The following is a 26,782-nucleotide window of genomic DNA, read 5'->3' on the forward strand; positions in this document are numbered from 1 at the left end:
GAAATTGAAAACCTAATAGCAGAAAGCTACGCCGGATTATCACAAAATTTAAGGAGTATACCAGGTATAGGCCCCCGAAGTGCATCATTACTGATTATTTTGACCGATGGCTTCAAAATGTTTGAAAACCATAAAAGGCTAATATCTTACTTTGGTCTTGCGCCAAGGATATATGAGTCCGGAACCAGCGTAAAGGGCAAGAACCATATCTGTAAAATGGGAATGGGACAGGTACGCAAATTACTGTATATGGCTGCAACAGCTGCAATAAGATGCAACAAAGCATGTAAAGAACTCTATGAGCGATTGAGGGTAAAGGGCAAGCCGCATAAAGTTGCTTTGATAGCGGCTGTAAATAAATTAGTTAAGCAGAGCTTTGCAATTGCGAAAACAGGAAGGAAATATCAGTTACAACCTTCCTGAAGCGAAATATTATTTGAATTTAAACACAGTTCATCCTGAGCCTGTCGAAGGACAAACCCCAAAATCCCCTGCGTCATTGCGAGGAGGAACGACGTGGCAATCTTATCATTCACGCGTATCAACCATAAATTTTAAACCATATAAGGCATTTAGAATATATAGGTAAATCTTTTTTAGTACTCCAGCTCGCCCTCACCACACACCCAATTCATTATCCTCTCTACTTCATCCTTTTACGTCCTTTAGAAGTCTGTTTCTCACAGTTCCTAAAATATATCGCCAACTGGACAGATAAGAAAGGAGGCAGTCATGATTAATCAATTAAGGCTGTACCTTTCTGCTACAATTCTACTCGCTGCCTGCGGCAGCATCAGGAAGAACAAGGAGTTGCAAGGTTATAATATGAATACAGCGGCAATAGCAACACAAATTCAAGTTTGTTGCATACTTCTACTATTAATGAATCCATAACTGACAGCAGTGCAGGTGATTATATGGTTCAGATTTTCCCCAGTGGATATTTCACTTATGACAACGGATATGGATATAGAGGAATGGCGACGCAGGTGGTATGGAAAGGAAAAACAAACCATAAAGTGATTGCTAACCGCAACCAAACGAGTTTAAATCAAATGGATCAAAAGCAAATCGTTTCCACTAGAACCGCTAAAAGTGCATTCGATAAAAAACTGAAAAAAAGCAAATGGGTGATGCCGGTTTGGGTTTGGATAGTTTTTGCGATGGTGGTCTTATCGGGATGGGGACTAATGATAATTAAAATTCGAAAATTGCAGGTAAGTAAATTTACATTTGCACAATAATGATCGCCATTTGCCGTATAATATACGAGAGCGTTAATTTAGATAAACGGGAATCTTCCGAAAGGGATGATTCCCGTTTTCATTTTGATGCCTTTAAACAACAAAGCCCCCGGTAATCGGAGGGCTACAATTTTGATCTGGAAAGGGGTCCCGACGAAGCCAGAACAAGCCTTACTCAAACAACCTTCTGATTAACAATTACTTGCAAACACAATTACGACTCACTAACTATCCAAAATGACTATTATTGGGCTCAAATGTTATCACTAAAATTTACGAAATGAATTTGTTTAACACAAGAAAAATCATTAAGCTATAATAAGCTACAGAGTATTAAGAAAGCCGAAAAAACTAATTTTTGTAAACCAGACTTACTAAATCGCCATGAGTAAAGGAATTTTTATTAAAACAAAAAACTATTTATCAACAGCCAAATCAACTCATTTTATATACGTTTTGGCTGAAGATATTTTTTTATCCACAGCCAAAACACTATATTTGAGCAATGTTTTGGCTGCGGATAAAATTGTTTTAATCTCTTGGAAGAAGAAATATGGAATTGCTCATCGGAAGAATAGCGGAAAAGAAAATATTGTCAGAGGCGCTTGCTTCGTCCTCATCAGAGCTCTTAGCAGTCTTTGGCAGGAGAAGAGTAGGAAAAACTTTCTTGATCCGATCGGTCTTTCAGAAACAGCTCATTTTTGAACTGTCGGGAGTTCACGACGCGAATGCTAGCGAGCAATTACTCAATTTCAGCAAGGCTATCGCAGATGCATTAGGCTCAGGATTAACTCCTGCAGCTCCTAAGAACTGGACGGAAGCTTTCTGGCAACTCAGGGAATTTGCAGCCCCTATACTTAAAAAAAGAAAAGCTGTAATTTTCTTTGATGAGTTCCCTTGGCTAAGTTCGCATAAATCTGGCTTTCTTTCTGCATTTGAATATTTTTGGAACCAATGGGCCTCACAACAGCCAAACCTGATTGTTACTATCTGTGGATCTGCTGCCACTTGGATGATCAAAAAAGTTGTCAATAGCAAAGGAGGCCTGCACAATCGCTTAACGCGTAAAATCCGCCTGTTACCTTTCACATTGCACGAGACAGAACAGTACCTAAAAAGTAATAATATCCATATTGACCGTTACCAGGTGCTAACCATTTTTATGGCAATGGGCGGTGTCCCCCATTACCTGAAAGAACTAAAAAAAGGGGAAAGTGCTACCCAGGTCATTGACAGGCTTTGCTTCACCAAGGATGGTCTCCTTTCAACAGAATTCGCAAACCTATACCGCTCTCTTTTCGAAAACGCAGACAGGCATATTTCCATAGTTAAGGCACTCGCGGATAAACCATCGGGATTGACAAGAAACGAAATCATACAGACATGCAACCTACAGAGTGGGGGGACGACCAGTCTTTTACTTGAGGAACTTGTCGAGTCTGGCTTCATTACACCGCACCTGCCTTTCCAGAAGAATGCCAATCAGAGCATTTACAAGCTTAGCGATGAATACAGCCTTTTCTACCTTAAATTTATTGAACATTCCCGAGCCACCGGTGCAGGTACATGGTTAAAAAAATCATCAACGTCTTCCTGGAGGAGTTGGAGTGGTTACGCATTCGAAGGGATCTGCATGAAGCATACAGATAATATTAAACAAGCGCTTGGTATTTCTGGAGTGTTCACTGAAACATCAGCTTGGCGGCATTCTCCTAAAGATGGAAATGGTGCACAGATCGATCTTTTGCTGGACAGACAGGATAATGTGATAAGCATATGTGAAATGAAGTTCTCAAATGCTGAGTTTGCCATAGATAAAACCTATGCTACTGAGTTAAAGAACAAACTTGATATATTTCGTCGGGAGAGTAAAACTAAAAAAGCACTTTTCCTAGCCATGGTTACAACCTATGGCACCAAAGACAATATGTATTCTATTGGCCTGGTACAGAACGAAGTTACCATGGATGATTTGTTTGTGCCTTAGTATAAGGTATCAAAAGGATTCAAAATGCTGTTTTTATTAGATTGTTTTGCCCACTAAAAAACCAAAATTTTAGGTAAACACCTTATGCATTTACCCTAATTCTGTTACAGGAATTTCAACATCTACCCTAATTCTATGTCAAATTATTAATCTATATCAGCTAATTTCGTGACGATATGTAGGGATTAATTTTTGCGGAGCCAAGCATCATTAGGGCCTTTACACTAATTACAATCTTACTTATTTGATTTATGATGATATTGGTTCTTCAGATTTTATCGACGCACCTTTTCCTAGAGAATTATAAGGCAAAATCTCGCTGTTGAAATAATTTATTTTCTGTTCTGATTTTTTTCTCCACCATTTAAACTTAGAAGACTTAACTGGCCGACGACTTTCTGCCCACATATTTCACGAATAAATTTGCCCATGTCCTATAAACCTTTTCTCTCTCCTTTACTATAAGCATTAGATTTTCTACCCCATATTTTAAAGCCGCTATTTGATATATCCTTTCTAATATCTCTTCAAGCTTAGCAGGATTATCCATGTTCAGCCTATTATCACGGTCACTATCAATTTTGGTAATAAGCCTTTTCATAAATGCTTCTGACGAATATAGGATTAACTGCTTCGTGTAGAGCACGATACTATCATAATCTGCAGTTTCATCCAGATATGCTAACAGCCCTTTAAAATCCCCTTCCAAATTTCGTAATGCTAAAGAAAAATCTGCAGCATTTTTATGAAAACCCGCAAGCTGTCTTGCATTTGCCAAAACCTGATTTCTCCATTTTTTAAATTGGGCATCAGGTTGAATATTGGCAAGAACAAAGGTATAGTTGTCAAAGTTAGGCTTGTACAGCAGTTCCCTTGAAAGAACTCCGACAAGTTTCTTATCATCTTTTGTTTGGGTATAAATCTGTTTCAATCTCGCGATATAATCCAAATCATAGTTGGAATTGGTATTTTCGTCCATTTGCTGAGTACAGTAGGTCTCTGCAGTATTCAACTCTCCAAGCTCGATTAGCGCATCTATCAGCCTAATATTATACACAATAGCATGCCTGATCGGCCGGAATGTATCCTTATATTCTGGGAAATTTTTATTGACTACAACCATGTGCAGCAACAACTGCAATAATTCTTTTGAATCCTCGACTCTTTCATCTTTCCTGGACTGATATATTTTCTCTATAATCCCCGCTATCTTGGAACGCCTCTGGACTGAGGTTGTATTAAATATATGCACAAATATATTCGTGTACTCGCGGCGAATCCCACCATATCCATCCAGAAAAAATTCTTTTGAAAAATAGGTTAAGCACTTATTCCAGGTCTCATCATCTCTAATATTTGATATAACCTCTTCTGTCCGGGTTAAGACTTGTTTAAAATAGCTCTCAAACCTCTTGCTGTTGGTTAATATCCGGTATTTGTATTCAACAACAGTGTCAATTACAGCATGAATCTGTATAAAATAATTTTCATTAGCAGGCTCAGCAAAGTATCGAACTAAAATTGGCTTATGAAGTTCCGTCCACAGATCGATGATCTTTTTAACTTCAACAACTTCGGCTTTTCGTCTTTTACCAATCACTGCCTTTACAGCATCATGGGTTAAAGCAATAATTTCTGCTGGTGTATAATTCTCAGATTTATTAGAGAATTCATTCATAAAAGCAATACTCAGATCCTTATTTTTTTTCAACGTCTTTAAAACCCATTCTTTGATTCTTTCGGGATCAGCTTGCTCTATGGCGTGGTTTACAGGGTCAATCTTTTTGCTGACAGTGACCTTAGCGGTTGGCTTCATCCCTTTGGCAATAAAAGCTAAAAGTGCAATCTTATGCTGGCAGAATGAGAGATTACTTTTGCATTCACAAGTAGAGTTGATCACGGCACCTTTTTCTAACTGTAAGCTTACGTCATAACTTTTATCAAGTTCATCAACGTAGGCCTCGAAATCTCCAGCCTTAAATACCATTGATCATTTTTTCTGTAGTTTTTTTATTTCTTCGTTTTTTGAGACAAATTTAAAAGCGAATTTTTTAGTAATTTAGCTTGAACATAATACTAATGGCTCCTGGAAACAAAATACGATTTCCTATTCAAATATTTTCAATCAGATATATGAGCTAATTAAGTAAAGATGTCAATTTAGCATGCAGTTCACTCCTCTTAAATTCCTTTGCGACTACAATCCCATCAGAGGAGATTGAGAAATTTGAGTGGATAACAGTGACACCGTATTGTTGAGAAGCAGCATATTTACTAATACTTGCAACCAAGACATACCATCATCCTTAATCGCTTTAAGCCATTCCGACTTTTCTTTAATCGCAAACTAACTTTGAGTTTCTATAGTGCGCCATAAGCAGTTTCTGATTCCGAAATTTCCACATTAGCAATTAACAAAACTTCGATTCGGGAGATGTAATTTTTAAGTGTAAATACTTAAAAATGAGTACTTAGTTTGATTATTTTTTCGGTACTTTTATTAATCATTATCGATAGCCCATTCGTTTTTAGCTTAACTGATTTGTCTGGCCCTTCCCAATAGATAAAATCTTTATTTTCTATTATCAATTCAGCAATATAGCGCTGAACATCTATAATTTTTGCAGTGCATTTTGTTTATTGACCTCATTTTAATTGATTAAAAAAATGGCAAAAACCGTCTCCTCGAAAAGCCGTATTCAGCTTATTCACGATTTAACTGACGTAAATGATTCTTCCGGATCAAAACTACAGGTGTTACTTAATCAAATTCGTAACTCTGATACATCAGGCGAAGGCACGTACTTGTTTAAAACAGATATGCCCTTCAGTATGGAGGAAGATATTCGCAAAAACAAATTGCTGCGTGAATTTTCTAAGGAGATACCTGCTGAAACCCAAAATGAACAATATGTCATTAGAAGGGAAACCCCATTTGCATCACTGACCAATATTACGCTGCCTGACGTGTTAGCTAATTCGGCACCAGCTTTAGGCGGCTTGGGGGCTATAGCAGCACCACAAAAAACGCTGGGTCCTTTTACCGGTAATGGAGGAAAATTAATATGGTATGATTTTTTTGCATATGAAAAATTAATCGCTGTTTATTTAGCCGGCGAGGATAAACCGATCATGCTTATTCCCCTTCGGATAAATGTGAGAGTCCGGCCTACTTCTTCCTATACCCTGTCCAAAGGAAGTATATGGATCCGGGCTGACTTATTTGCGTCTGCCGCGGGAAATACGAAATATACCGGGTTCAAAATTAAATCGGGAAAAATTAGCTTTAATAGAACCATTTCAGGTCTTGGTGGCTCCATGAAACTTGGAGCAGATATTAGTTTTGATATGGAGCTGAACCTGGATAACGAATTTGAAAATAAAGGAGAAGGAATTTACGGACTTGACTGCAGGAATTCAGCAGTGTATTTACCAAACATACTGGCATTAGCCTATATTGGAAAAAAAATAACGATTAAAAGGTTCGAGGATCTTTCCTGGAAACTGTACGGGGATTCACGGGTTTTTAAACAAACTCCCAGGTTGGTAACCTTCAATTCAACCTTTGATAAATTATTTATTCCCCTTCAAACCGCTAAGGACAATTTTCAGCCTCTGGCTATTGAATCAGAATTTTTTAGAATGGAGGGGGAAGCGCCAGTCAGGGCCTGTAATTGGTCACTATCTTTAAACGAGCTCGATGTCACTAAGCCATTTTCAATCCGGAACAATGGCGCCATTGCTGTTGATTGTAGAAAAGGTCTAACTGCCAGCTGGCAGGGTATAGATCCCAGCAAACCACTGCATTTGCTGAGTCCATATATATTCGTTGAACAGGGTTTATTTATTTTCCATGAACTTAATGCAGATTTTAAATCTATTGAAGAAGAATATAAGCTATGGAACCGTTCGGACAACCCTGAGATTAAAACCGGAATGCGGTTGAGTTTCAACCGGAAGAAGAAGTTTGATTATATGTGCCTTGGGGAGGGTACGGAAGGAATTGTGGTATCAGCCGATATATCCATTAATGCAGACAAACCCCTGCAGGCGGATGGCGAGCCGGTTGCGCATCGTACAAAAGACAGCATTTATGTTAAATACATCTCAGCGGAGTCTGCTCAGGTCATGGTGATTGATCAGGATATGCTTTATGAGCATAGTGAAAATGGAGATGTTGAAGAGAATTTATTATCTAAGCAAAAATTTAAGGAGCTTAAAAAGGAAGATAACCGGTACCGTTTCGTATTAGAAAATGCTTATCTAATCTGTACACCTCCTGCAACTCTTGTATTAAGAGGAAACTGGAATAAGATAAATGAAATCACAGAGGGCAATCTTACGGTTCTTTATGGCCTTACTGATCTCATTCCGATGCTTGCGCATCCATATACCAGTGAAATATTACATGATCCCCGCAGTAGCCATCGCGGGTTAAACGATGTAGCTGCTTACAATAGAAGTCTGTCTGGAAGGATAACTTCAATAGCCAGCTGGAAGCAGAATGATTCAGCGATGGCCCAGGTTGCCATCGATTTCAAGCTGAGCTATAATCCACAGGAGATTATTCCTTCTGTGATTCAGTCTTCGAAAATAAGCTATGAATCTTCGATTAATCCATATGATGCAGCACCAATATCAGACAGGGGGAAGCCCATCAGAAGTTCGCAGACGTTTCGGGCACCGCGTGTTTTTTCGCTACTTGACCTCAGTACCCATGATGACCTGCTTGGCATTTCTATGTCTTTTAATCAGGTCAGGCATATTGCCGAGGGCTATGCGAAGGTTAACCAGGTTTCTGAACAGGTGGTGACTATTCAACAGATGAATCTCCGATCACCTATGGCGGTATTAAATGGTTATACTCTTCCGCATATTTCCTGGGAACCCCTCAAGAATGAAACACCGCCACGGGTTAGTGGCGATCCACAGGCGGGTTTGCTGGCCTACAGTGACCAGGGGCCGGCCACGGTTTTTACTCAGCACGATAGCCAGGTCATTAACATTGATCCTGCAAGATATATGCAGCGGTTCAAGGTAAATCTAAAATCAGAAGAATTTTCTCAGAAGGAACCTCCCGCCCGCAATCCACTGTCAAAGAATGATTTCCTGCACAGTTCAGTACTATTTGGTCTGCCAAACGGAAAAGTTTCCATTGCTTATCTGGTTCCATTTGATGAATCCATTGCGATGATGAATAATAGTCATCTGGATTTTATCCAGCCGGACTTTAGCCATAAAAAACTGCAGCTTAAGGGCGGGATGCAGTTTCGGATAGCGGCACGTAAATCCAGTTTGCCCGAAAAATACGGTCCCGAGCTCTCCGGTATTACTTTACAATTGCATAATCTGATTGATGAGAATGGGCAGGAAATTTCCCAAAGTGTTTTAGGTAGTAGTGTGCACGCTATTTTCAGAGAGAATTTTTCACTGCAGATAAAAGATACAGGAGTTCCCATTACGCATATCGATTTCAGTGGCTATGGTGCCAGCACCTATAGTAACTGGCTTAATCCGGTAGGGAAATATGCCACCGTTGCGCAGGTGAAATTTGATGTTTTACGTGGACGCGTTGCGCACGATGTAGTACAGGTGGCCACGATGGTATATCCATTTGGTATTGCCCTGGTTCGCACCATTACATTTTACAGGAGAAATAATGCGGTCATTTATCGTGAAGACAGCGGATGGGTTGCCAAGAGCGAAGGCATTTTTGACTTCTCTTTCGAAGGGAGGATTTCAGAGGATGAAAGCATCACTTTTGCCAACCCTTATTCCATTCATCCGGGGGTTGTTCAGGGGCTACATAATGTCCATAATATTAAGGAAATTGAAGGAAGCGAAATTACTTTCAGCTATCACCCGCAAAAAGGCGATTATTATAAACAAGGCAAATTTATTCATGTTCAGGGAGATGGACCATCTGATGTTGTGGAAGCAAAATTTGTGGCCATAACCTTCGATGCGGATGTGCATCTTGACCGAGACGGAAAGGGCAATACTCTCCTTGTGACAGGAAAACAGTTTAAAGGATATGTTCAGCTTTCCCCTGAAGGTGTTCCAGTCCCGAAACAAATTTTTCAGCAATTACTCCTACAAAATCAGAATTCTCTGGGTGGAAGCGTGGACTGTAGCTTAAATCTGGGTGGAGGTACCCAGCGTATGCAAGTAAACCGTGTGGATGTCTCCGCTTCATATCAAAATGGAGCCGCATCAGATGTTGTTTTTATTGCAGCAGCAAAAGGCTCAGTTCAACTGCCTGGGGATGGAAGCTGGGGAGTGGTTGAAGCCGATAATGTGACTGGTGAGGTTTCCCCGGTAAAAAATAAGCAAAGTCTCCCGTTAATCAGGGTGGGGGAGCGGAACCGGAGCGACGGTTCTTATAATCTCATTCCAACAAGCAAGCTCTCTCAGATAACTTTTCATGACGCGCTGCTGAACCCCGGAAGTTTTCCTAAAAGGTTTGCTTATCTTCAGAATACAGGAACGCAGAAGATGCTTCTCGGTAATCCACGTTACCATGCGGATCAGATCACCGAACTCATCAGCAACCCTCCCCTTTTAGCGGATAGCTTCAGGTTGTTGAAAAGCAAGGGGCCATTTCCCAATTTAGAAAATGCGATAACCCTGGAAAATGTCACAGATTCAATTACCGGATTGATTCCGGAAGGAATGGTTAAAGAAATTATCAATTTCAAGCTTCCGGATGATTTTACGTATGACATTATTGGAGAAAAAAATGCGCCATTCAGACTATACATTAAATATAAAAGTGATTACAAAAATGATTATAAAGACAAGACGGAGCCTGAAAAATCTGATAACACAGTCATTAATTATCTTACTGATTCTGCCGCCGGAGGGGATAAATGGAAAAGTGATTTAGGTAATATAAGTATTGTGGTTGATTTGGCTTCGTTTAAATCCCTGATGACCATCAGCGGAAACTTTAAAGCTAACCCATCAATCAGTGCAAGTATCGACGCAGGCAAGGGTCCGCAATTAAAGCTGGCGAAGGAACTTCAGGCCGTATATGATATATTGGTTATTCTTGACAGTCTTGATCCTTCCTCACCTGCAGATGCAGTGAAAAAGGGATTACAGGTGGCCATGAGCAATGCTGCAGACAGCTGGGATTATAAATTCAAGGCCTCCAAAGAAATTCCTTTCGTTAAATTTCCTTTTGATCCGATAAACTATAATGCTCCAACCACACCTTTAAAACTCGATGCTTATTTCAAAATAGGCTGCTATTTCAATCAGCCCATCAAGATTCCCAAAACCATCGACCAGGTAATGCCCTCAGCGGGTGCCTTCCTGGAGTTTGGTGCCGATTTGAGGGTGATGTGTGTTTCTCTGGCTGCCGCGACCATATACGCAATAGGCAGGGCAGAGGTTGGACTCATCGCAGATGAGAAAAGTCCACCAACGCTTTATTTCAAATTTGGTTTTGGTGTGGAACTCTGTGTGGGATTACCGGTCATTGGGAGTGTATCTGTTTTATATATGGTAGGAGTTGATATGGCACTGAATGTAAATGACCTGACCGTAGGCGCTTTCATATATTTCAGAGGTAGAGTGGAAATTTTCGGTGGAATTGTTACGGTGAGCATAAACATAGAAGCAGCCGGAAAAATTTATAAACAATTCGATGGCGGCCCCACAAACTGCATTGCCATGTGCACCTTCGCCTTGGACATCAGTATATTCTGGGTTATTAACATCAACTTTACCGAAACATGGGAAGAATCCCGTCAGATTGCCTGATGGAGATATAACTAATATTTAATACATTTATTATGAATCCAAATCTTTGTATTTTAACCTTTCCTCAGTATTACAAAAACGGGAGAATTACCTTTCATATCGTTATCATTCCACGTAATATTAATCCTTTGCTTCCATTGGAAGATGCTCTGCCTGCTTTTGCGGATACAAAGCTTAGCTTTTCAGCAATGATTATCAATACATTGGACGGTCTCCCGCTATCGGGAAATGCGGTTGCGTCCTCCTCGTTAATCATCGAGAACCAGATATCCTCAAGCCGCGAAGTATGGGAAGCAGTGAAACTGCAGCTTGAAGCCTCAGAGCAGGTCAAGGTTGATGATCAGGAAAGCCGCTCAGCTGATCAAAGGGCTGAACACGCGTTGAGTAAATATAAAAATGTAAGTATTAGAAAATACCTGCCGGAAACTTACCGCGCTTCATTTAATTTTGTTAAACCTAAGACCAAATTCGCACTTACGGGTGATGAATACAGTTGCGCAATCAAAAACAAAAACAGCGAGATTAGGGATCTGCCAACTGACAGGCGCGTACTTTCATGGGGAAAGGTTGTTGCTTTCTGTTTAAGAAATCCGGTTTTAGCTGAAAAGGCTGGATTAATATATAAGGCATCAATTGCGGTCAAAGATCCTGATCTTTATGAAAATGGTGGCTGGATCTACACCAACTTTGCTGCGGATTGCCCATTTGCAGGCAGAGATAATATGAAATATGCAGCGAGGATACCTGCCTTGAAAGGCGTGCCTGACCGTCAGCTTTTTTCCGCCGTTCAGTTTCCGGTTTCAGAAATTGCCAATAACGATGCTGGCTATGATGAATTGCTCAGAGAAGCAATAATTTATGATGACGGCTATGCCAAAATCGTTCATGCCAATCAGCCTGTCAATCAGGATTTGCTCTCTGAAAAGGATAAATCAAATCCACCATTGAAAGATATAGGCATTCGACTGGGATGGGATGATGAACAAATTGCAATCTGGTATAACCGGCAGATGCTTAAAAAGGAAGAATTAAGCGGAAGGGAGATCAATTCGCCACTGGGGATTTTTGGTTACCGGGTGGACGTCAGAGAAAGTGACGAAAGTGAATGGTGTTCTCAAAATAGTTTGATTCTTCGACAGACTACAGCCCTCTCCGGGGGGCGGCTTCCCATTTCGATGGAAGGAGATTTGGTTGAGCCTGGCATGGAAATTCATCCCACCTCCCATGGCGATTCAGAAAATGATGGATTTTGGTTACCCATGTATTTTAGTTCCTGGATGGGAAAGCCCGTTACTATGGCTGATCAGGATGTGGAAGAAATCAGTCAACTTACTTTTGATCAGGTGAAGCAGCCCCTTAATAATGATCCTTCTAATACTATAAATCTGATTCCAAAAAAGACGTTTCATCCCTATATGGCAGACCCTAAGCATGTGGTGGATCTGAGGTACGGCCGGGACTATCAGTTCAGGGTAAGACTGATGGATATTTCTGGAGGGGGGCCCACTGTGAGTGATAAAATGTTAAACGGGGGTGAAAAACCAACTGCCCGATTACACTTTAAAAGGCATGTGGGGGCTGGACCGATAAAGGTTGTCAATGCTGAGGAACAATTTAATCTATCTGAGGCAGGTCGCGTAAAAGAAACGAATCTTATCCAGAACTTTACTGAAATTACCAGTCCCGTTTTAAAATTCAAAAGGCCACTATTAGCTTATCCCGCAGTAGTCTTTACCGGCAAATACGCAGACCCTATCCAAAGACTAAAGTCCATTTTGGCTGATCTGCCGCTAAGCGGAGATCCCGATTCAATCGTAATCGGACTCGCAGATCCTGATGTTAAATCTTTCACTGTCCGGGTCGAGGCTCAAAGTCTTATTATGGATAATGCCCTATCTCAGAGCGGAAAAGAGTCATATGTTGAACTATATACCCGCGGGTATGCATTCGATGCAAATGATCTTGACCGCGAGTTCGAGCTCAAGATTATCTATCTTGACATTAAACATATTGATCTGGGAAATCCTTCATTGATTCCAGGCGAAGAGGATGAAATTGTTTTGCCCACTGCCCGTCATTTGCGCCTGATTATTACACCGATTGTAGATGGGACCCAAAGCGGCTACGCGGATGCCGCTATTGAAAAAGGGAAGACGGTAACCTTAACATGCTATCAGCCTTCCATGGACGAATCAGCATTGCTGCTACCTATTGATGGTGGATTAAAGGCGGTGTATTTGCAGCCCGAAGATCCGATTGATGTTTCAAAGGTAAAACTGGTTTCTGATGATATTTCTATAAACTTTATCAATAGCTCTACACCAATAGAATTGAGCAGGTTAGCGGAGCGTTTTAACCTTTCAGCGCACCAATTAACGCTGTCCGGCGAGCCGGGAAAAAGAATGCAGTTTGGCTGTTCTAAATTGATGCGTCATTCCCTGGCGCCAGATTCTTCATCATTATCGTTCTCATCTCTTTCAGAACTGTTTAATCACTGGATTATCGGAATTAATTATACCCTTGACAGAGATTGGGCATGGAATGCCCTGGAAACAGAAAGTATATCTGTTTTTAGAAAGTGGAAGAAAGAAGCAGATCATTCTTTTTGCGAAGAAATTCTTGCAGGAACTATCAATGTTTCTCAGACAGTAGCCATAAGTGCGCTGTCAGATCCCCAGAGATCTTATTCCCGACTGCTGTTTTTGGATGCCTTTGATCCAAAAGAAGCAGGCAGCGCTTCTCCATCTGAGGTAATACTCAGTTACCGCCTAGTCGTGAATTTTAATAAGAATCTCCTACCGGTAACCTTTGATGCAGCGTTCGGCGATCAGCAGATCCACCTTCCGGTAACGATTATACCTGCCCAGATTCCAAAATTGATTTCTGCAGGAATAGCCCTCTCTGAATATGTCGTAGATGCTGAGAAATATGCTTCCACTGAACCAAGGCAGCGGTATTTATGGCTAGAAATGGATTCACCGCCAAATGATAAACAGGATACTTACTTTGCCCGGGTGCTCTCACATGCCCCTGACCCTTACCTTTGTCGAATAAATAGCGAACTCATCAATTACTCGCCCAACGATCCGCCAATAAATATTAATGAGGAAAAAGTAAGGGTTATCATCCCTAAAATGGATAATGATTTTGCCGGAGTAGGCGCAATGCAGGAAATGATCCCGGCTCATGATGAAAAGAATGAATCTCATTTTTACATGCTTCCATTGCCTCCAGGGTTACATGCCGAGAGTGATGAACTTTTTGGATTCTTTAGCTATGAAATAAGGCTAGGCCACAGAAAAGAAACCTGGAGTACTGCACAGGGGAGGTATGGACGGCCTCTTAGGGTAAATGGTGTGCAACATCCTGCTCCAAATTTATCTTGTAACGCCTTTAGAAGAAAAATAGTTCCCCTTACGAGACGGGGTCACAAAGTATATAATTCAGAAGGCAAGCCAGAAAAATACAATATCCCAGGCGTATATACCGAAGAAATCGCGACCAAAGTGAGCAGTGAGATCATAATTACTGCTCCATTTGCAACTGCGGTATTAGATGGTAAAAATCTTACTGCAGATCCCCCTCAGACGAGTTTGTGGTACATGCTTTATACACAGGTCAAACAAGCTGATGGTAATTCTTTTAGAAACCTGCTGCTCTCTTCTGGGCATATGTCTTTTAAGAGAAGACCCAAACCGGTTTCGGATATTGGAAATCAACAAAAAGAGGAGGGCGAGAAACGAGGAGTGGCTGTTCTCCAACTAACTGATATCCAAAAAAGATTAAAAGAGATGGGACTTCCCCCTGAAAGTAGCCTAAGTGTGTTGTGTGTGGAAATGTTTCCCTTACAGAATAACTGGCAGATGGAAAATGGACGAAGGTCGAGCTATACCCATAGTGGCCAAATGGAGCACAGCAATGCGAAGGAACCGGTTAACCCGCTAACAACAGGTCTTGGCAATTATAGGATTTACCGAACCTCTGCGTTAGTTCCCATTTCGGATGTATGTTGTGATGATTGCTAATTATAAATTGCTCTTGAATAATCTAGAGTGATATTGGCTAGCTGTATATTTAAATCCTCTAAACCGCATGAAGGAATTAATACGCGGATGATATAACGCTATAAAAATTTCAATGTTGATAGTCGTTTCACATGAAATTTGGCTAATAAATCTTGGGATGGTTTTTATTTAGAACAATAAAATAATGGTGCGACAACAAGTGAGGTCATAGTTTTGGCTTTAGAAATGAGTAACATTTTATTGATTTTAACGATATATCTTGGACGCTCCACTAATTTTTTTGCAATTTACTTTCAGTATGAACCGTAAACCAAATATAAATGCTAAACCGTAGAAAATTCCTCAACTATGCTGCAACCGCAGTGGGAACCACTGCCATGCTTTCTGCTTTAGACAATCCTGCCTATGCCCTTTTTAACAAGACTATTGGTGCAAACGACCAAATCAATGTTGGAGTTATAGGAATTAAAGGCATGGGATGGTCTGACCTCAAATCGGCCCTCAAAGTACCAGGCGTAAATCTTATCGCCCTGTGTGACAGTGATGCAAATGTCCTTGATGAAAGGATTGCCGAATTAAAGTCGATGAATCTTGACACCACAAAAGTAAAAAGATATAAAGATTATCGTGCGCTGCTTGATAATAAAGATGTTGATGCCGTGATTATCGGAACACCTGATCACTGGCATGCCCTGATGATGATTCATGCAGTACAGGCAGGTAAAGATGTATATGTTGAAAAGCCAGTCGGCAACTCTATTGTTGAATGCAGTACCATGGTCAAAGCACAGGAACAATACAATAAGGTTGTACAGGCAGGTCAATGGCAGCGCAGTCAGCAACATTTTAAAGATGATGTTGATTTTGTAAAGAGCGGCCAGCTGGGAAATATCAGAACGGTGAAAGTATGGTGTTACCAGGGCTGGATGAAACCTGCTCCGGTAGTACCGGATACCTTACCGCCTGCAGGCGTTGATTATGCCATGTGGCTTGGGCCGGCGAATAAAAGAGCATTCAATGCCAGCAGGTATCACTTCAATTTTCGCTGGTTTTGGGATTATGCCGGTGGGTTAATGACCGACTGGGGAGTGCATTTATTGGATTATGGCTTGCTGGGTATGAATTCTCCTGTACCAAAAACCATATCTGCATTAGGTGGCCGCTTTGCTTATCCTGATCTGTATGAAGAAACGCCTGATACGCTGACCACCTTATATGAGTTTGACAAGTTCAACGTGGTATGGGACTCTGCTATGGGCATTGATAATGGCTCTTATAACCGCAATCATGGTATTGCCTATATCGGTAACAACGGCACATTGATCCTCAACAGGCAAGGCTGGGAAGTTATTGAGGAAAAGGTAAGTGGCAATAAAGTGAGCAAGCCCTTTGTTAAATCATCAGATAATGGACTAGACAATCATATGGTCAATTTCTTTAGTGTGCTCAGATCCAGAAAAAAAGAAGAACTGAACTGCTCTATACAGGATGCTGCGCATGTAGCTACCGTCGCTCAAATGGGAAATCTTGCCTTCAGAAGCGGACAAAAATTATCATGGGACAATATCAAACACCAGTTTACAGATAAACTGGTCAACGATAAATACCTGCTGGCCCAATATCACAACGGTTACAGCTTACCCAAAGTTTGATCCGAAAAACCTATTAAAATTGTTTCCTTAAGTAAAGGGAATGATATGTTTTGATTGCAACTGGCGGAACAATCAACAATACGTGGTGATTTTTGATATTAGTATTTTCTCTTCTTTTAATCGGTCAACAGCCTGTTGGACAATTGATCTTTTTTGACATTTTTATATTATTTAATTGTGAGCAAGGAAATATCTTGTATATGTCGTTTCTTTTTACAAATCTGGCTAACTCAATAGTGTTTTCATCTTTATAAAAACCCAATCGATAATCCCCAATTCGCCAAGGAATAAGCTGTAGAAAAACCTTTCGTTTTTTGAGACTAATAACATCTAATGAAAGTCCTTAGTCTTATTAAAAAATCTACATTTTATTGATAACAGCAATTATAGCCAGTTGCAAATTTGAGAGCTGGTATTACTTCTTGCTAAATGAGAATATTAATCGTAAGTAAAAATTATAGACTACATTTTTATTTATTATTGCAACATAATCCTTAAACATGGTAAGTGAGTACATGTATTATCCATATTCTTCTATGATAATTTAAGTGCTTTTTTCAATTCGTTGAGCATGTCCTTGTGTTTGCTGGGATTCTTCTCCATTAGTTCCTGAAGATGCTTCATCTTCCATTTGATTGACGGAAAATGTGAGTATGCGTATTTTTCCCAGTTAGGGGTCATATTCTTAAACGCAAGGAGAAACTCCCTGTCTATTTTATCAAGTCCATTGGTAACTGTCTCAACAAGTTGTACTTTTATCTGCTCGTATTCTTCATAGCTGAGGGCTTCTGATGTCATGCCGTTAAACTGTTTTTCCAATGCAGATTTCTGGTCAATAAAATTTGGATTGAGCATTTCAAAAAGTGGGCGTTTTGCACCCAACAGACAGAAAAGAAATCCTTTTTTAATTTCATCATTAAACCCTTCGTTTGCAAGCAAGTATTTTACATCGAAAATGTCCCTTGGGTGCTGGCGGTCTAGGGCTGCACAAATCTTTCCTCCATAGAGTTGCCCTAGCGGCACTACTGTAATCTCACAAAATGTATTATATTCTTCCTGCGCTCTTTCGCACAACACTCTAACTTCTGGCTCCTCATATGCCCCCCTTCCCATCCTGCTCACCTCGAGTTTGATAGATGCCTGCTTTGTACTGATCAACAACTTGGAGACTTCTGCTTTTAAAACCGCGGTAGCGTTCATTGACTTTTCGATATCCGACTTAATTCTAGATAATGCATTGTTGATTTCGCCTATCGAAGTATCCCAGTCTTCAATCTGCAGATAGGTGAGATCAATATCTACCGAAAGCCTTGGCATGTTACGAACAAAAAGATTAATCGCCGTTCCACCGTGCAACGCAAAACACTTCTCCTTAGCTACCAGCGGCAGCACGTCAAGCAAAAGCTTGACCTGGCTCTTATATACTTTCTCCATTTTTCATTAGTTCTTTTGGTACTGTGATCTGGTATTTCTTAACATACGCGCCGTTAGGCACAATACTTCTTTTTCCTGAACCCAGATCCAAACAGTCCTGTTTTAAATATTTCACCCAAGCGTGACCGGCTTTTTCAGCCATGAATAGGAACAGCCGTTTCACTTTCACAGAATTACAGCCCTCAAGAAGTTTCTGAACCAGTTGTGGTCGCAGATTTGACATCCCCTCTAATATCTCATAGCACTCCATGATATTCTGGTCCCGCGAAGAAAGGTAAAGACATTCTAGTAATGCCCGTATTTCACCAGAAATCCTCACTTTGAAATTCTGGATATTGGACTCCACCATTCCAATTTCATCTTCAAGAAAATTTGAGCTATTATAATCTATCGTTACCTCCCAATCATATTCAGCGAACCATTTAGGCAACTTTTCATCGGCTCTGCTAAAAAGCACCAACCGACTTTTACCCATCTGCAGATAATGGGACCTACCCATAATTGCTAGAGCTGACTTTCCTCCAATGTGTACTGAAAGTTCCATCTGCTTTTGAAGAGTATATAAGGCGCCTTCTACCGAGACCTCATCCCCAAACCTCTTGCTTGCTCCATTGCCGATAGGCACTAGCCAACCGCTTTCTTTATACCTTTGCTGGAGGGCGTGGCTATATCCGTTACGTAACATCCAACCACTGGTAAATATTGTACCATAAGGCTGGGAGTGAAGCAATTTGTTTATTTTAGACTGATTTTTCATACTATTAGTATCAAAAATAATTATAAAATAAACCTAGTCAAAATTTAGTTTAAAAAAAAATAAAAAATAATACTATTAGTATCATAATAATTTGTTTTTTAAACCATTGTGTGAAAATTCTCTACCTAGTGTTGATACAAATAATGGCAATTAGATTAAGATCGACGAGACAAATTAAAACGATTTCAGTTTACATTGCCACCAATTTATCTAAATAGCTTCATAACTTTCGTATCACCAGTATCCTCTTCATCCTTATTCCGTTCCAGAAGCTTCGCCTGTAATGCGGACATCTCGGTACTAACTTTAGTATCGATCACCTTCGCATAGTGCTGCGTTGTTTTCAGGCTATTGTGCCCAAGCATTTGGGATACGGTCTCAATCGGCACGCCATTTGAAAGCGTAATAGTCGTCGCAAAAGTGTGACGAGCCAGATGATAAGTGAGTACTTTAGTGATGTTACAAAGATCTGCGATCTCTTTCAGTGGGCTAGGCCACCAGCGCTTTGCCACCTTGCAGTGGTAAGTCTCTGCTAACCCGCCCCCGAACCGTACGTACATGTCTCCATGTATACGGCTCTCCATTGTCAACATAACCTTACTTATCATAGTTTTTATGGATTAATGCATCGCAATCTTGACAGACTGCGAGCGTTTTACGATGGCGTTTGATCATCACTGCATTCCATCTATTGTCAGCTTTAAGCTGATTGATGTTACGTACGTGATGCATCACGAGGTCTCCCATTACACCGCATAGTTCACACTTTTTCTCTTTTAGCCTTTCCACAAGTGTGGGGGCTGGAAGATACATGGTGTTTGGTGTTTTATCGTATTGGTTATCCTCGAAAATATCTGTAAAGCGTTTACATTTGAAACCTCCATTATACCATACTCTTTGTTTCCCGTTGCCTTTTTTATCCCTGTAGGGGATGACCACATCCGTTCCATCTCTATACTTCTCAAGTATTTGTCCGACGGTTCTTTTGTGCTTACGGCCAAGGGTTTTGAGCATGCTATATTTCATGAAGTAATTGAACTTCCATCCCCGATAGCTGATGTTGTCTGCGATAGAATAGTAGTTGTAGAAACCCCGCAATTCAAGATTGTATTGCGCCATGATATCTGCATCCTGTCTATTTACCATATACTTGCGAGACGAAGGTTTAAGCGTTTTTTTCCTGTTTACCTGTGTGATAAGCACGGCATTATAGGATTGAAGTCGCTTAAGTACGGTTTCGTAAGATAAATTTAAGACAATTGCTCCTGTCCACGAACGGCGCTGTAGTCCAGATCGTGTACGCGTGTGGTCCATGGATCGGCGTGCATTGATTTCATATCCAAGGAATTTTGCGGGTTCTTGTGCGCTGGTAATCAAAGTCTTTTCTTTAGACATTTCCAATTTGAGCTTTTCACTCATGAAAGTCGTAATATCAGCCTTGATTTTCTCACATTCTCCTTTGCTGCCGATTACTCCGATTAGGAAATCATCAGCATACCTTATATACTTCAATCTTTTGAACGTATCATCCATGTCCCTTGTTGCCGGAATATCCAGCATTTCCTTACGCTTTTCGGCTATTTTCAATTTCAGTTCAGCTTTACGGCCTTCATCCGTTTCCGCTTCCAGTTTCCATCGTAATGCATTTCTCTGATTCCGGTTACGCTGATACTCAGTGGTTAGTCTACGTCTTTTTCCCTTATTGAAATTTTCTGCATATTCTTTAACATACTTGTCGAACCTGTCAAGATAGATGTTAGCCAGAATGGGACTAATGATTCCACCTTGCGGAGTTCCCGAGTAGGTTTTGTTGTATATCCAGTTTTCAATGTAGCCGGCATTCAGGAACTTACGGATTAAACGCAGGAAACGTTCATCAGAGATACGTTCTCTGAGGGTATCGATCATTACACTATGGTTGATATTATCAAAGAAGCCTTTGATATCACCCTCAATGAACCATCGTGTTCCCTTGAATGTAACCTTGATGTCCCTTAATGCTGTGTGGCAGCTTCTGTTGGAGCGGAAGCCATGGGAGGTATCTTCAAATTGCCCCTCATAGATGGCTTGCAGAATCATATATACCACTTCCTGCACGAGTTTATCCTCAAAAGATGGAATGCCCAACGGGCGTTTCTTTCCATTCTTTTTGGGGATATACACCCTTCGGGCTGGATAAGGCTGATATGATTCGTCCCTCAGACTTGCCACAAGTTTCTGAATACGGTCAATGCTCATTCTGTCGACGGTTCTGCCGTCGGCGCCCGGCGTCATATTGCCTTGATTGGCATATTTACGCTGATAGGCAATAAAGAACATTTCCTCGTTAAACAGAATTCGGTAGAGCCTTTCGTATCGGTAAGCCGAAACTTTGCTATGTTCGCATAAAGCGTTTAATACTTGCACTGGATCTCTCATACGTCTCTCACGTTTTCCTTTGTTTGTATTAAGTTGACAACTGCTTCCCTTCGCCATGTACAGGGTGTTACCCAGTTCGGACTACTACGGAAGCTCCGTTTCCATATCGGGTATTCAGTATCTTCATACATAGCCCATTAAAAAAATGAGCATCCCAACTTAGGAAATCCCCGTTTAGTTTCGTAATGACTGTTAGCGCGACAGACTGTCGGATGCGACTTTCGTTCTTTTCTCCGCTTATTGCGGTTGTGCCGTAGCAGCGTTCTAAGCTCTCATTGAGTACCTGACAAATGAGAGAGCTACGGTGTGACAATACCAACTGCCTTTCGTCACAGATTCAACATGCCCCACTGAACTATCGTTTAACCAGTATAGGCTTCATCCTTGTGTCTGCCTTTCTCCTCAGCGATGCACTCGCCTTTGGCAATTAAAGCGGCCATGCTGTATACCGACATGCTACACTCCCTATTGGGTTTCCCCTCCAGATAAGTCGGTCGGGAGTAGACCTGGAACCTAGTCTAGTCTCTTGCAAAAGAGACATTCATTACAAAACCTTTACGGGCGCACGGTACCCATTCATCCTCTGGTTGGTTAGCACTGGCAACGCCACTTTTCTCCGTCTGCATATCCTGTGATTTTTATACCTGTCAAGAATTACTTTTGCCTCATCCAACAAGGGGATGTGACAGGGCGTTTCCGTTTTCTGCCGTTTGATGAATATCCATAAATTACCATCATCACCTTCTGTGATCTGATCCGACCGAAGCTGCTTCACATCAATATAAAAAAAGCCGGTGTAGCAACTGAAAATAAAAATGTCACGAACGATGCTTAAGCGCTCAAGTGGAAATTCCCTGTTTTTAATCCTATCCAACTCTTCCATATTCAGAAAAGTCCTTGCCTTAGCTTTAGCAGTATTGCGATAATTTAAAAATGGATTACCGACTATCCACCCGGCGCCCAGGCAATACAGCATGATTTTTTTCAGGTGAACAATATATTTCCGGGCAGACATCGCATTATTTCCTCGATCTATTCTAAGAAATAACTCATAATCTGTGATAAATTTAAAATCCACCTTTTTGATGTTAATGTCCTGAACCTCATATTTGAGCTGAAGAAATTGTTTAACATGTCTGATGGAACTTTGATAGGTTTGAAACGTGCTATAACTGTATCCTTTACCAATCAGTTTTTCCATATTGTCATTGTGCTTCTGATAAACTCTCAGCAGGCTATGGTTAGACGTATTCTTTCCGGTAAGATGATCCCTTAAGATCACCGCTGTCACCTCATCTTCCTTTTCAACAAGAGAGGTATGAAATCTTCGAACTTTTGAGGCCAGCGTGTCCAGATAATCATTAAGTTCCCGGATCTCCTCGCGCAGGCCAGTGCCTTTTCCTTTAAGCGCTGACCAGAAGCTGGGAACAATTTCCCTGCCGACAGAATATTCCGAATGTTTTCCTTTCACGGTAATCCGTAAATAGATCGGCATCATCTCGCCCTTGATAAAATTTTTTGGTCTTTTCAGATAGAATAAAAGATGAAAATTGTAACTCATAATGATACATTTAAAATTAAACAAATGTACATTTGAGCCAGTGAGTCATCAAGATGTTTGTCAGTCGAACGAGCTGTAAATCAACACCTTACAAAATAATCCAGCACCCGAACATTTCGGAATAATTCTGGTTTTGATATTTCAATCAATTTACTGATCTACAGCGTTTTACAAAAATTAGTCAGTTTTCGACTCACTAAAATTAACCATTCAGGATGGTCGAAAATAGGTCTTAATGTGTTATAAAAACCAAAACAAAGTCTTGAAAATCAACGATTTGCACGACAATGTTCTGGTTTGAATCCAAGGAAGTGGTCCCGACGAGACTTATAAATACTGCTTTAAAAGTCATTGGACAGTGATTTTATCTATTTCGTGGTACTTTTGGTGGTTCCTTTCTGCTATTTGAGTTTTTTTTAATTAAATGAACTTAGCGCATTTGAAAAGAAATAATTTTTCTATCAAATAGGGTTGGATTTATTAAAATCCTTCCTTTTCTCATCGATGCGAGTAAGATTTGATTACAATTAATACATACTGATATGTTTGTATCTGTCTTTTGTCATTCCAATATTCTATCAATTGATAATAGGATAAGGGTAGCACATTAAATTAATCTGATTTTTTTTTAACTTAACCAATGCTTTCCCTTTTTCTGTTAAATAATATTGCTGATTTCCGCTTGTTGATTTATCGTGGATTTTTAATGCAATTAAATCTAATTCAATTGCTAGTTGTAAATATGTTTTTCTGAAATTTTCTCTATTTAACAATCCTAATTTTTTTTGCATTTCAGTTTGATTTTGAATCCCATCTAATGCATTTAGAATGCTGTTTTATCTGCATAGTAACTTGCGTGGCATCTTGCATGGTATCTTGCGTGATTCGAGTAACAGAGTCTGGTGATGGTAATGCTATTCTCTGAAAATTGAAAGCAATCTGCCTTGTAGGCCTGTAAAATTCTCGGGACCCCTGATCCCATTTGTTCCACTAAATCCAAATCCTTGAAAAAACGCATAAGTTCCTTGTTACGAGGAACAGAAAAGCCTTCAAAAAACTCATTCTGCGAAAGTCCTTTAGATAGACTGCCGTAGGATGTTATTTCCAAACGATCATCGAAAATTTCAAACTTTGGGAAAATTTCTCTTGTAAAAAATTTAACTCAGTCTTACCACTACTTATAGATTATTGACTTTTACTCTGCTTTGCTTTTTCGACTCCTTTAAAATGACTAATCCAAATTTGATTGCTGAATAGTGTACTGTGTAAAATTGGGATTTTATGAGGTGATAGCAGAGATGACAGAATTATTTTTAAACTTTTGAACACGGGTTTGGGCAGTTTATTACTCAAAGTAATACGCCGAATAACATTTAAATCGATATCAATGTCAAAGGCAGCTTGTTGTGGATTATCGCTTGTAGCAATTATTCTGTACTCCTTTTCCGTTTTAAATGGGAGCCTTTTAAAGTAAGGTAATTGTTCGGTTTTAAAATCGGATAGGTTTTTTATTCCCATATATACAGCTTTCCCATGAATAACGCCTTGAGTTTTTGAAAGTACACCGAAAATCTTTTCAGGACTAAGTTCTATGCAGCAACCACTTGTTCCATTTGCAAACGCGTTCCAATGATGAATGGACCCTGTTCCATATGTAAGACAAAGAGCATATATTCCATTTGCATTAATTCTGCTCTTATATGCTTCGACCGTTTCCCTATCATTAAAATCTTCCCAAAATCCTGGGTTGAGTAGCGTAAGTTTTTTGCGCTCGAGCATATCGATTAAAAAAGGGATCGTTGTAAACCTATTTAACTTGATTAAATTTTCAGACATCTTTTTTAATTATTAAGAAATTCTCTGTAATAAATTTTAATAGACGCGTCGCCCACTTTTAGATTACCCTCAGAATCTCTGATGTCAATTTTAACATCTTTAAGCTCTTTAAAAGACGATGCTCTATCGCCAATTTTATTATAGACAGATCCAGTAATAGCTAAGAAATTTGAGGTATGAGGAATTATCCCATTATAGAGTTCCTTTTCTATTGGCTTCTCCAACATATGAATTAGTATAACGTCTTTTCCTTCCATATCAAAGTGTAATGTATCAACTTTATATATTTTCTCTATCTCTTCCGCGTGATGAATGTAACATTTTAAAGAAGTTCCAAGTACCTGAAATTGGCGTTTTACCATTTCATCATTGGAACATTTTATAATAAAGTCCTCTAGAAAATCGTGTGCCTCATCTTCTTTGAGAAAATATAGAAACCAACCATCACCATTGTGTTTAATTTCAATTCCGCTGTAACTATTTAAAAAATATTGTCTTATACAACCGTCTATATATTCTTGGATTTTGTCAATTAGTAAAAGAATTGCAGCATTATTATTTTTGTTGTTTACATTTTTAGAATATCCTTTCAAGTCTATCAATGTAAGAGCCCCTGAATGTTGCGTTTTCGTTTTCTGATAAATAATTCCAAAACTATCTATTCTACGTTTATTACTGATATAATCAATGTAGTTTTGGTCAATTTTTTTATTTGGGGCCTTTAGGACGATATATGATTCTTCAAATTTATCTTCTTCATAATCTTCATAATGCGCTTCGTTGTTCTCTTTTTGAATGAGCTCTATCGATACCAAATCATTTAGGATTCGTTCAGAAACTGTTAGATCAGCCAAATAGAAATTAAATCCTGAAACAGTAAACGTTGATCTGACATCAAAGTTTCCAAGAAAATCATCCAACAATGAAATCATGTTAGAATTATAGATAGATGGATCTAAGGATACAAGATCAATTAATTTTGGAAAATACATTGTCTAGCTCTTCTAATGTTGTGTTATCATGAGTAAATTTAATTCTTGACTCCGCTGCAAATACATCAAATTTAATATATTCATGAAGCTCAGTTATATCAGAATAATAAAATAAAATTGCACTGCCACCCTTTGTTGTTCGTTCTATATTATTACTTGCCGCTACTTTGAAAATTGCATTATCCCTTACATCATCTTCTATATATTTATCTTTTATGTTATTTAATTTAATTGACCCATCGTTTAGTTCCTTGCGTATTGTTGCCACTCTGCCTGTATCAATATTGAAAACTGCTCCTTGATTAGCTTTGGACGTAACCTGCTGCTTAAGTTCTCTTGTGATGATATAATCATACTTCCCTAACAATTCTCCAGCTTTGAGCTTTATATCCGAAAATTTTATACTACTCCAAAAACCATCTCCAAAGATGAATTCCATATCTTTTTCGAGCTGTCTCAATTTTTCTGAGGTATTTAATGTTCTCCATACATCAACTCCCATTATTATATGTTGTTTACTTAGATCGAACTTAATATAAGTGACGTGCCTAATCGGAGTTTTTTTATAGGCAACATATTCATAATCTGCATCGAATGAATTCTTACTGATGTCCTGTTCGCGAATGATTTTTTTCCTGACAACCTTAATCTCTATCGAATCGTCATTTCTGCTTACATTGAAATATTTAGTATCACCTTCATTTGGCGGAATGTAAATCTCTAAGCCCTCTTTCTCTAATTTATTAATCCTGTTTCGGATAATATTTAAAGTAGAATTGGCAAATGGAGCTCGCAATTCAGCAAACCAAAAGTCCTTTCTTCCTGCTTTCTCTATTTGTCGATAAAAGGATATGAACGCCTCTTTGAAGTGAGCATCACTTTTGATGTTCTCATCAATGTCTTTAATTAAATCATTCTTGTTTTGTGATAGTTTTATTTCTGTATTTCCAGAAAATTTTAAAAATTTCTTAAGGGCTTCACTAGTTAGAGCATTAAAGATAATATCATACATGTTTGAGTGCGTTTGTGTAACTTAATATTTGGATGTTCTCAATATACTGAAATTTTATTATTTTAAAATTTTTCTTCGAAAAACTAACTAATACAGG

At 39.5% G+C, this 26,782-nt stretch carries 16 protein-coding genes and 1 pseudogene; 6 read left to right on the forward strand and 11 right to left on the reverse strand.

Going from position 1 to position 26,782, the window contains the following annotated elements; genetic code table 11:
* The 3 genes from LUA91_RS15225 to LUA91_RS15235 all read left to right on the forward strand — a co-directional run.
* Positions 1-423 (forward strand): transposase (locus LUA91_RS15225; protein ID WP_231426956.1); only part of this gene is annotated, 423 nt, incomplete at its 5' end.
* Positions 424-863: 440 nt separating this feature from the next.
* On the forward strand, positions 864-1,244 hold the full coding sequence (locus LUA91_RS15230) for a hypothetical protein (protein ID WP_231426957.1): 381 nt from the start codon (positions 864-866) through the stop codon (positions 1,242-1,244).
* 553 nt (positions 1,245-1,797) lie between these two features.
* Positions 1,798-3,231 (forward strand): ATP-binding protein, encoded by a 1,434-nt coding sequence (locus LUA91_RS15235; RefSeq protein WP_231426958.1) that lies wholly within the window; start codon positions 1,798-1,800, stop codon positions 3,229-3,231.
* 379 nt (positions 3,232-3,610) lie between these two features.
* Here LUA91_RS15235 and LUA91_RS15240 read toward each other — a convergent pair whose 3' ends face one another.
* A complete protein-coding gene (locus LUA91_RS15240; protein WP_231426959.1) occupies positions 3,611-5,218 on the reverse strand; it encodes a hypothetical protein in 1,608 nt (535 codons plus the stop codon).
* A 680-nt stretch (positions 5,219-5,898) separates the two neighbouring features.
* Between LUA91_RS15240 and LUA91_RS15245 the strand changes: the two genes are divergently transcribed.
* The 3 genes from LUA91_RS15245 (at position 5,899) to LUA91_RS15255 (ending at position 16,675) form a co-directional block, all read left to right on the forward strand.
* Positions 5,899-10,998 carry a hypothetical protein gene (locus LUA91_RS15245; RefSeq protein WP_231426968.1) on the forward strand — a complete coding sequence of 1,700 codons (5,100 nt, stop codon included), beginning with the start codon at positions 5,899-5,901 and terminating at the stop codon, positions 10,996-10,998.
* A gap of 32 nt (positions 10,999-11,030) precedes the next feature.
* Positions 11,031-15,023, forward strand: coding sequence for a hypothetical protein (locus tag LUA91_RS15250; protein WP_231426970.1), 3,993 nt, complete (start codon positions 11,031-11,033; stop codon positions 15,021-15,023).
* Positions 15,024-15,343: 320 nt separating this feature from the next.
* Positions 15,344-16,675 (forward strand): Gfo/Idh/MocA family protein, encoded by a 1,332-nt coding sequence (locus tag LUA91_RS15255; protein WP_231426972.1) that lies wholly within the window; start codon positions 15,344-15,346, stop codon positions 16,673-16,675.
* A 534-nt stretch (positions 16,676-17,209) separates the two neighbouring features.
* Here the strand turns inward: LUA91_RS15255 and LUA91_RS15260 are convergent.
* From LUA91_RS15260 to LUA91_RS15300, 10 genes and pseudogenes are all read right to left on the reverse strand, one after another.
* Entirely contained in the window at positions 17,210-18,109 is a 900-nt protein-coding gene (locus LUA91_RS15260) for a nucleotidyl transferase AbiEii/AbiGii toxin family protein (RefSeq protein ID WP_231426974.1), read from the reverse strand.
* Positions 18,093-18,866, reverse strand: coding sequence for a type IV toxin-antitoxin system AbiEi family antitoxin (locus tag LUA91_RS15265; RefSeq protein WP_231426975.1), 774 nt, complete (start codon positions 18,864-18,866; stop codon positions 18,093-18,095). The genes LUA91_RS15260 and LUA91_RS15265 overlap by 17 nt, the downstream gene beginning before the upstream one ends.
* Positions 18,867-19,072: 206 nt before the next feature.
* Positions 19,073-19,351, reverse strand: a pseudogene (locus LUA91_RS15270) (tyrosine-type recombinase/integrase); the annotation flags it as partial.
* 112 nt (positions 19,352-19,463) lie between these two features.
* Positions 19,464-21,284 carry a reverse transcriptase domain-containing protein gene (locus LUA91_RS15275; RefSeq protein WP_370633652.1) on the reverse strand — a complete coding sequence of 607 codons (1,821 nt, stop codon included), beginning with the start codon at positions 21,282-21,284 and terminating at the stop codon, positions 19,464-19,466.
* A 544-nt stretch (positions 21,285-21,828) separates the two neighbouring features.
* Complete coding sequence (locus LUA91_RS15280; RefSeq protein ID WP_231426978.1) at positions 21,829-22,845, reverse strand: site-specific integrase; 1,017 nt, start codon at positions 22,843-22,845, stop codon at positions 21,829-21,831.
* A 578-nt stretch (positions 22,846-23,423) separates the two neighbouring features.
* Positions 23,424-23,675, reverse strand: a complete 252-nt coding sequence (locus LUA91_RS15285; RefSeq protein ID WP_370633653.1) for a Fic family protein — start codon at positions 23,673-23,675, stop codon at positions 23,424-23,426.
* Positions 23,669-23,986 (reverse strand): ATP-binding protein, encoded by a 318-nt coding sequence (locus tag LUA91_RS20795; protein ID WP_370633654.1) that lies wholly within the window; start codon positions 23,984-23,986, stop codon positions 23,669-23,671. Before LUA91_RS20795 ends, LUA91_RS15285 begins: the two co-directional genes overlap by 7 nt.
* A 44-nt stretch (positions 23,987-24,030) precedes the next feature.
* Positions 24,031-24,681: a hypothetical protein gene (locus LUA91_RS15290; protein ID WP_231426981.1), complete on the reverse strand. Its 651-nt coding sequence runs from the start codon at positions 24,679-24,681 to the stop codon at positions 24,031-24,033.
* Between the two features lie 5 nt (positions 24,682-24,686).
* The gene (locus LUA91_RS15295) at positions 24,687-25,673 is read right to left on the reverse strand and encodes a hypothetical protein (RefSeq protein WP_231426982.1); all 987 of its coding nucleotides are present in this window, start codon (positions 25,671-25,673) and stop codon (positions 24,687-24,689) included.
* On the reverse strand, positions 25,651-26,685 hold the full coding sequence (locus tag LUA91_RS15300) for a hypothetical protein (RefSeq protein ID WP_231426983.1): 1,035 nt from the start codon (positions 26,683-26,685) through the stop codon (positions 25,651-25,653). Before LUA91_RS15300 ends, LUA91_RS15295 begins: the two co-directional genes overlap by 23 nt.
* Positions 26,686-26,782 lie beyond the last annotated feature (97 nt).

Origin of the sequence: Pedobacter sp. Leaf250 (assembly GCF_920984735.1) — a bacterium.
Taxonomy (GTDB): domain Bacteria; phylum Bacteroidota; class Bacteroidia; order Sphingobacteriales; family Sphingobacteriaceae; genus Pedobacter.

What these genes read in the sequence shown, in the direction of transcription:
- LUA91_RS15240 (WP_231426959.1), bottom strand. Translation starts at nt 5,218, where the DNA reads ATGGTATTTAAGGCTGGAGATTTCGAGGCCTACGTTGATGAACTTGAT.
- LUA91_RS15295 (WP_231426982.1), bottom strand. Translation starts at nt 25,673, where the DNA reads ATGTATTTTCCAAAATTAATTGATCTTGTATCCTTAGATCCATCTATC.
- LUA91_RS15245 (WP_231426968.1), top strand. Translation starts at nt 5,899, where the DNA reads ATGGCAAAAACCGTCTCCTCGAAAAGCCGTATTCAGCTTATTCACGAT.
- LUA91_RS15300 (WP_231426983.1), bottom strand. Translation starts at nt 26,685, where the DNA reads ATGTATGATATTATCTTTAATGCTCTAACTAGTGAAGCCCTTAAGAAA.
- LUA91_RS15275 (WP_370633652.1), bottom strand. Translation starts at nt 21,284, where the DNA reads ATGAGAGATCCAGTGCAAGTATTAAACGCTTTATGCGAACATAGCAAA.
- LUA91_RS15265 (WP_231426975.1), bottom strand. Translation starts at nt 18,866, where the DNA reads ATGAAAAATCAGTCTAAAATAAACAAATTGCTTCACTCCCAGCCTTAT.
- LUA91_RS15290 (WP_231426981.1), bottom strand. Translation starts at nt 24,681, where the DNA reads ATGTCTGAAAATTTAATCAAGTTAAATAGGTTTACAACGATCCCTTTT.
- LUA91_RS15250 (WP_231426970.1), top strand. Translation starts at nt 11,031, where the DNA reads ATGAATCCAAATCTTTGTATTTTAACCTTTCCTCAGTATTACAAAAAC.
- LUA91_RS15260 (WP_231426974.1), bottom strand. Translation starts at nt 18,109, where the DNA reads ATGGAGAAAGTATATAAGAGCCAGGTCAAGCTTTTGCTTGACGTGCTG.
- LUA91_RS15255 (WP_231426972.1), top strand. Translation starts at nt 15,344, where the DNA reads ATGCTAAACCGTAGAAAATTCCTCAACTATGCTGCAACCGCAGTGGGA.
- LUA91_RS15280 (WP_231426978.1), bottom strand. Translation starts at nt 22,845, where the DNA reads ATGAGTTACAATTTTCATCTTTTATTCTATCTGAAAAGACCAAAAAAT.
- LUA91_RS15235 (WP_231426958.1), top strand. Translation starts at nt 1,798, where the DNA reads ATGGAATTGCTCATCGGAAGAATAGCGGAAAAGAAAATATTGTCAGAG.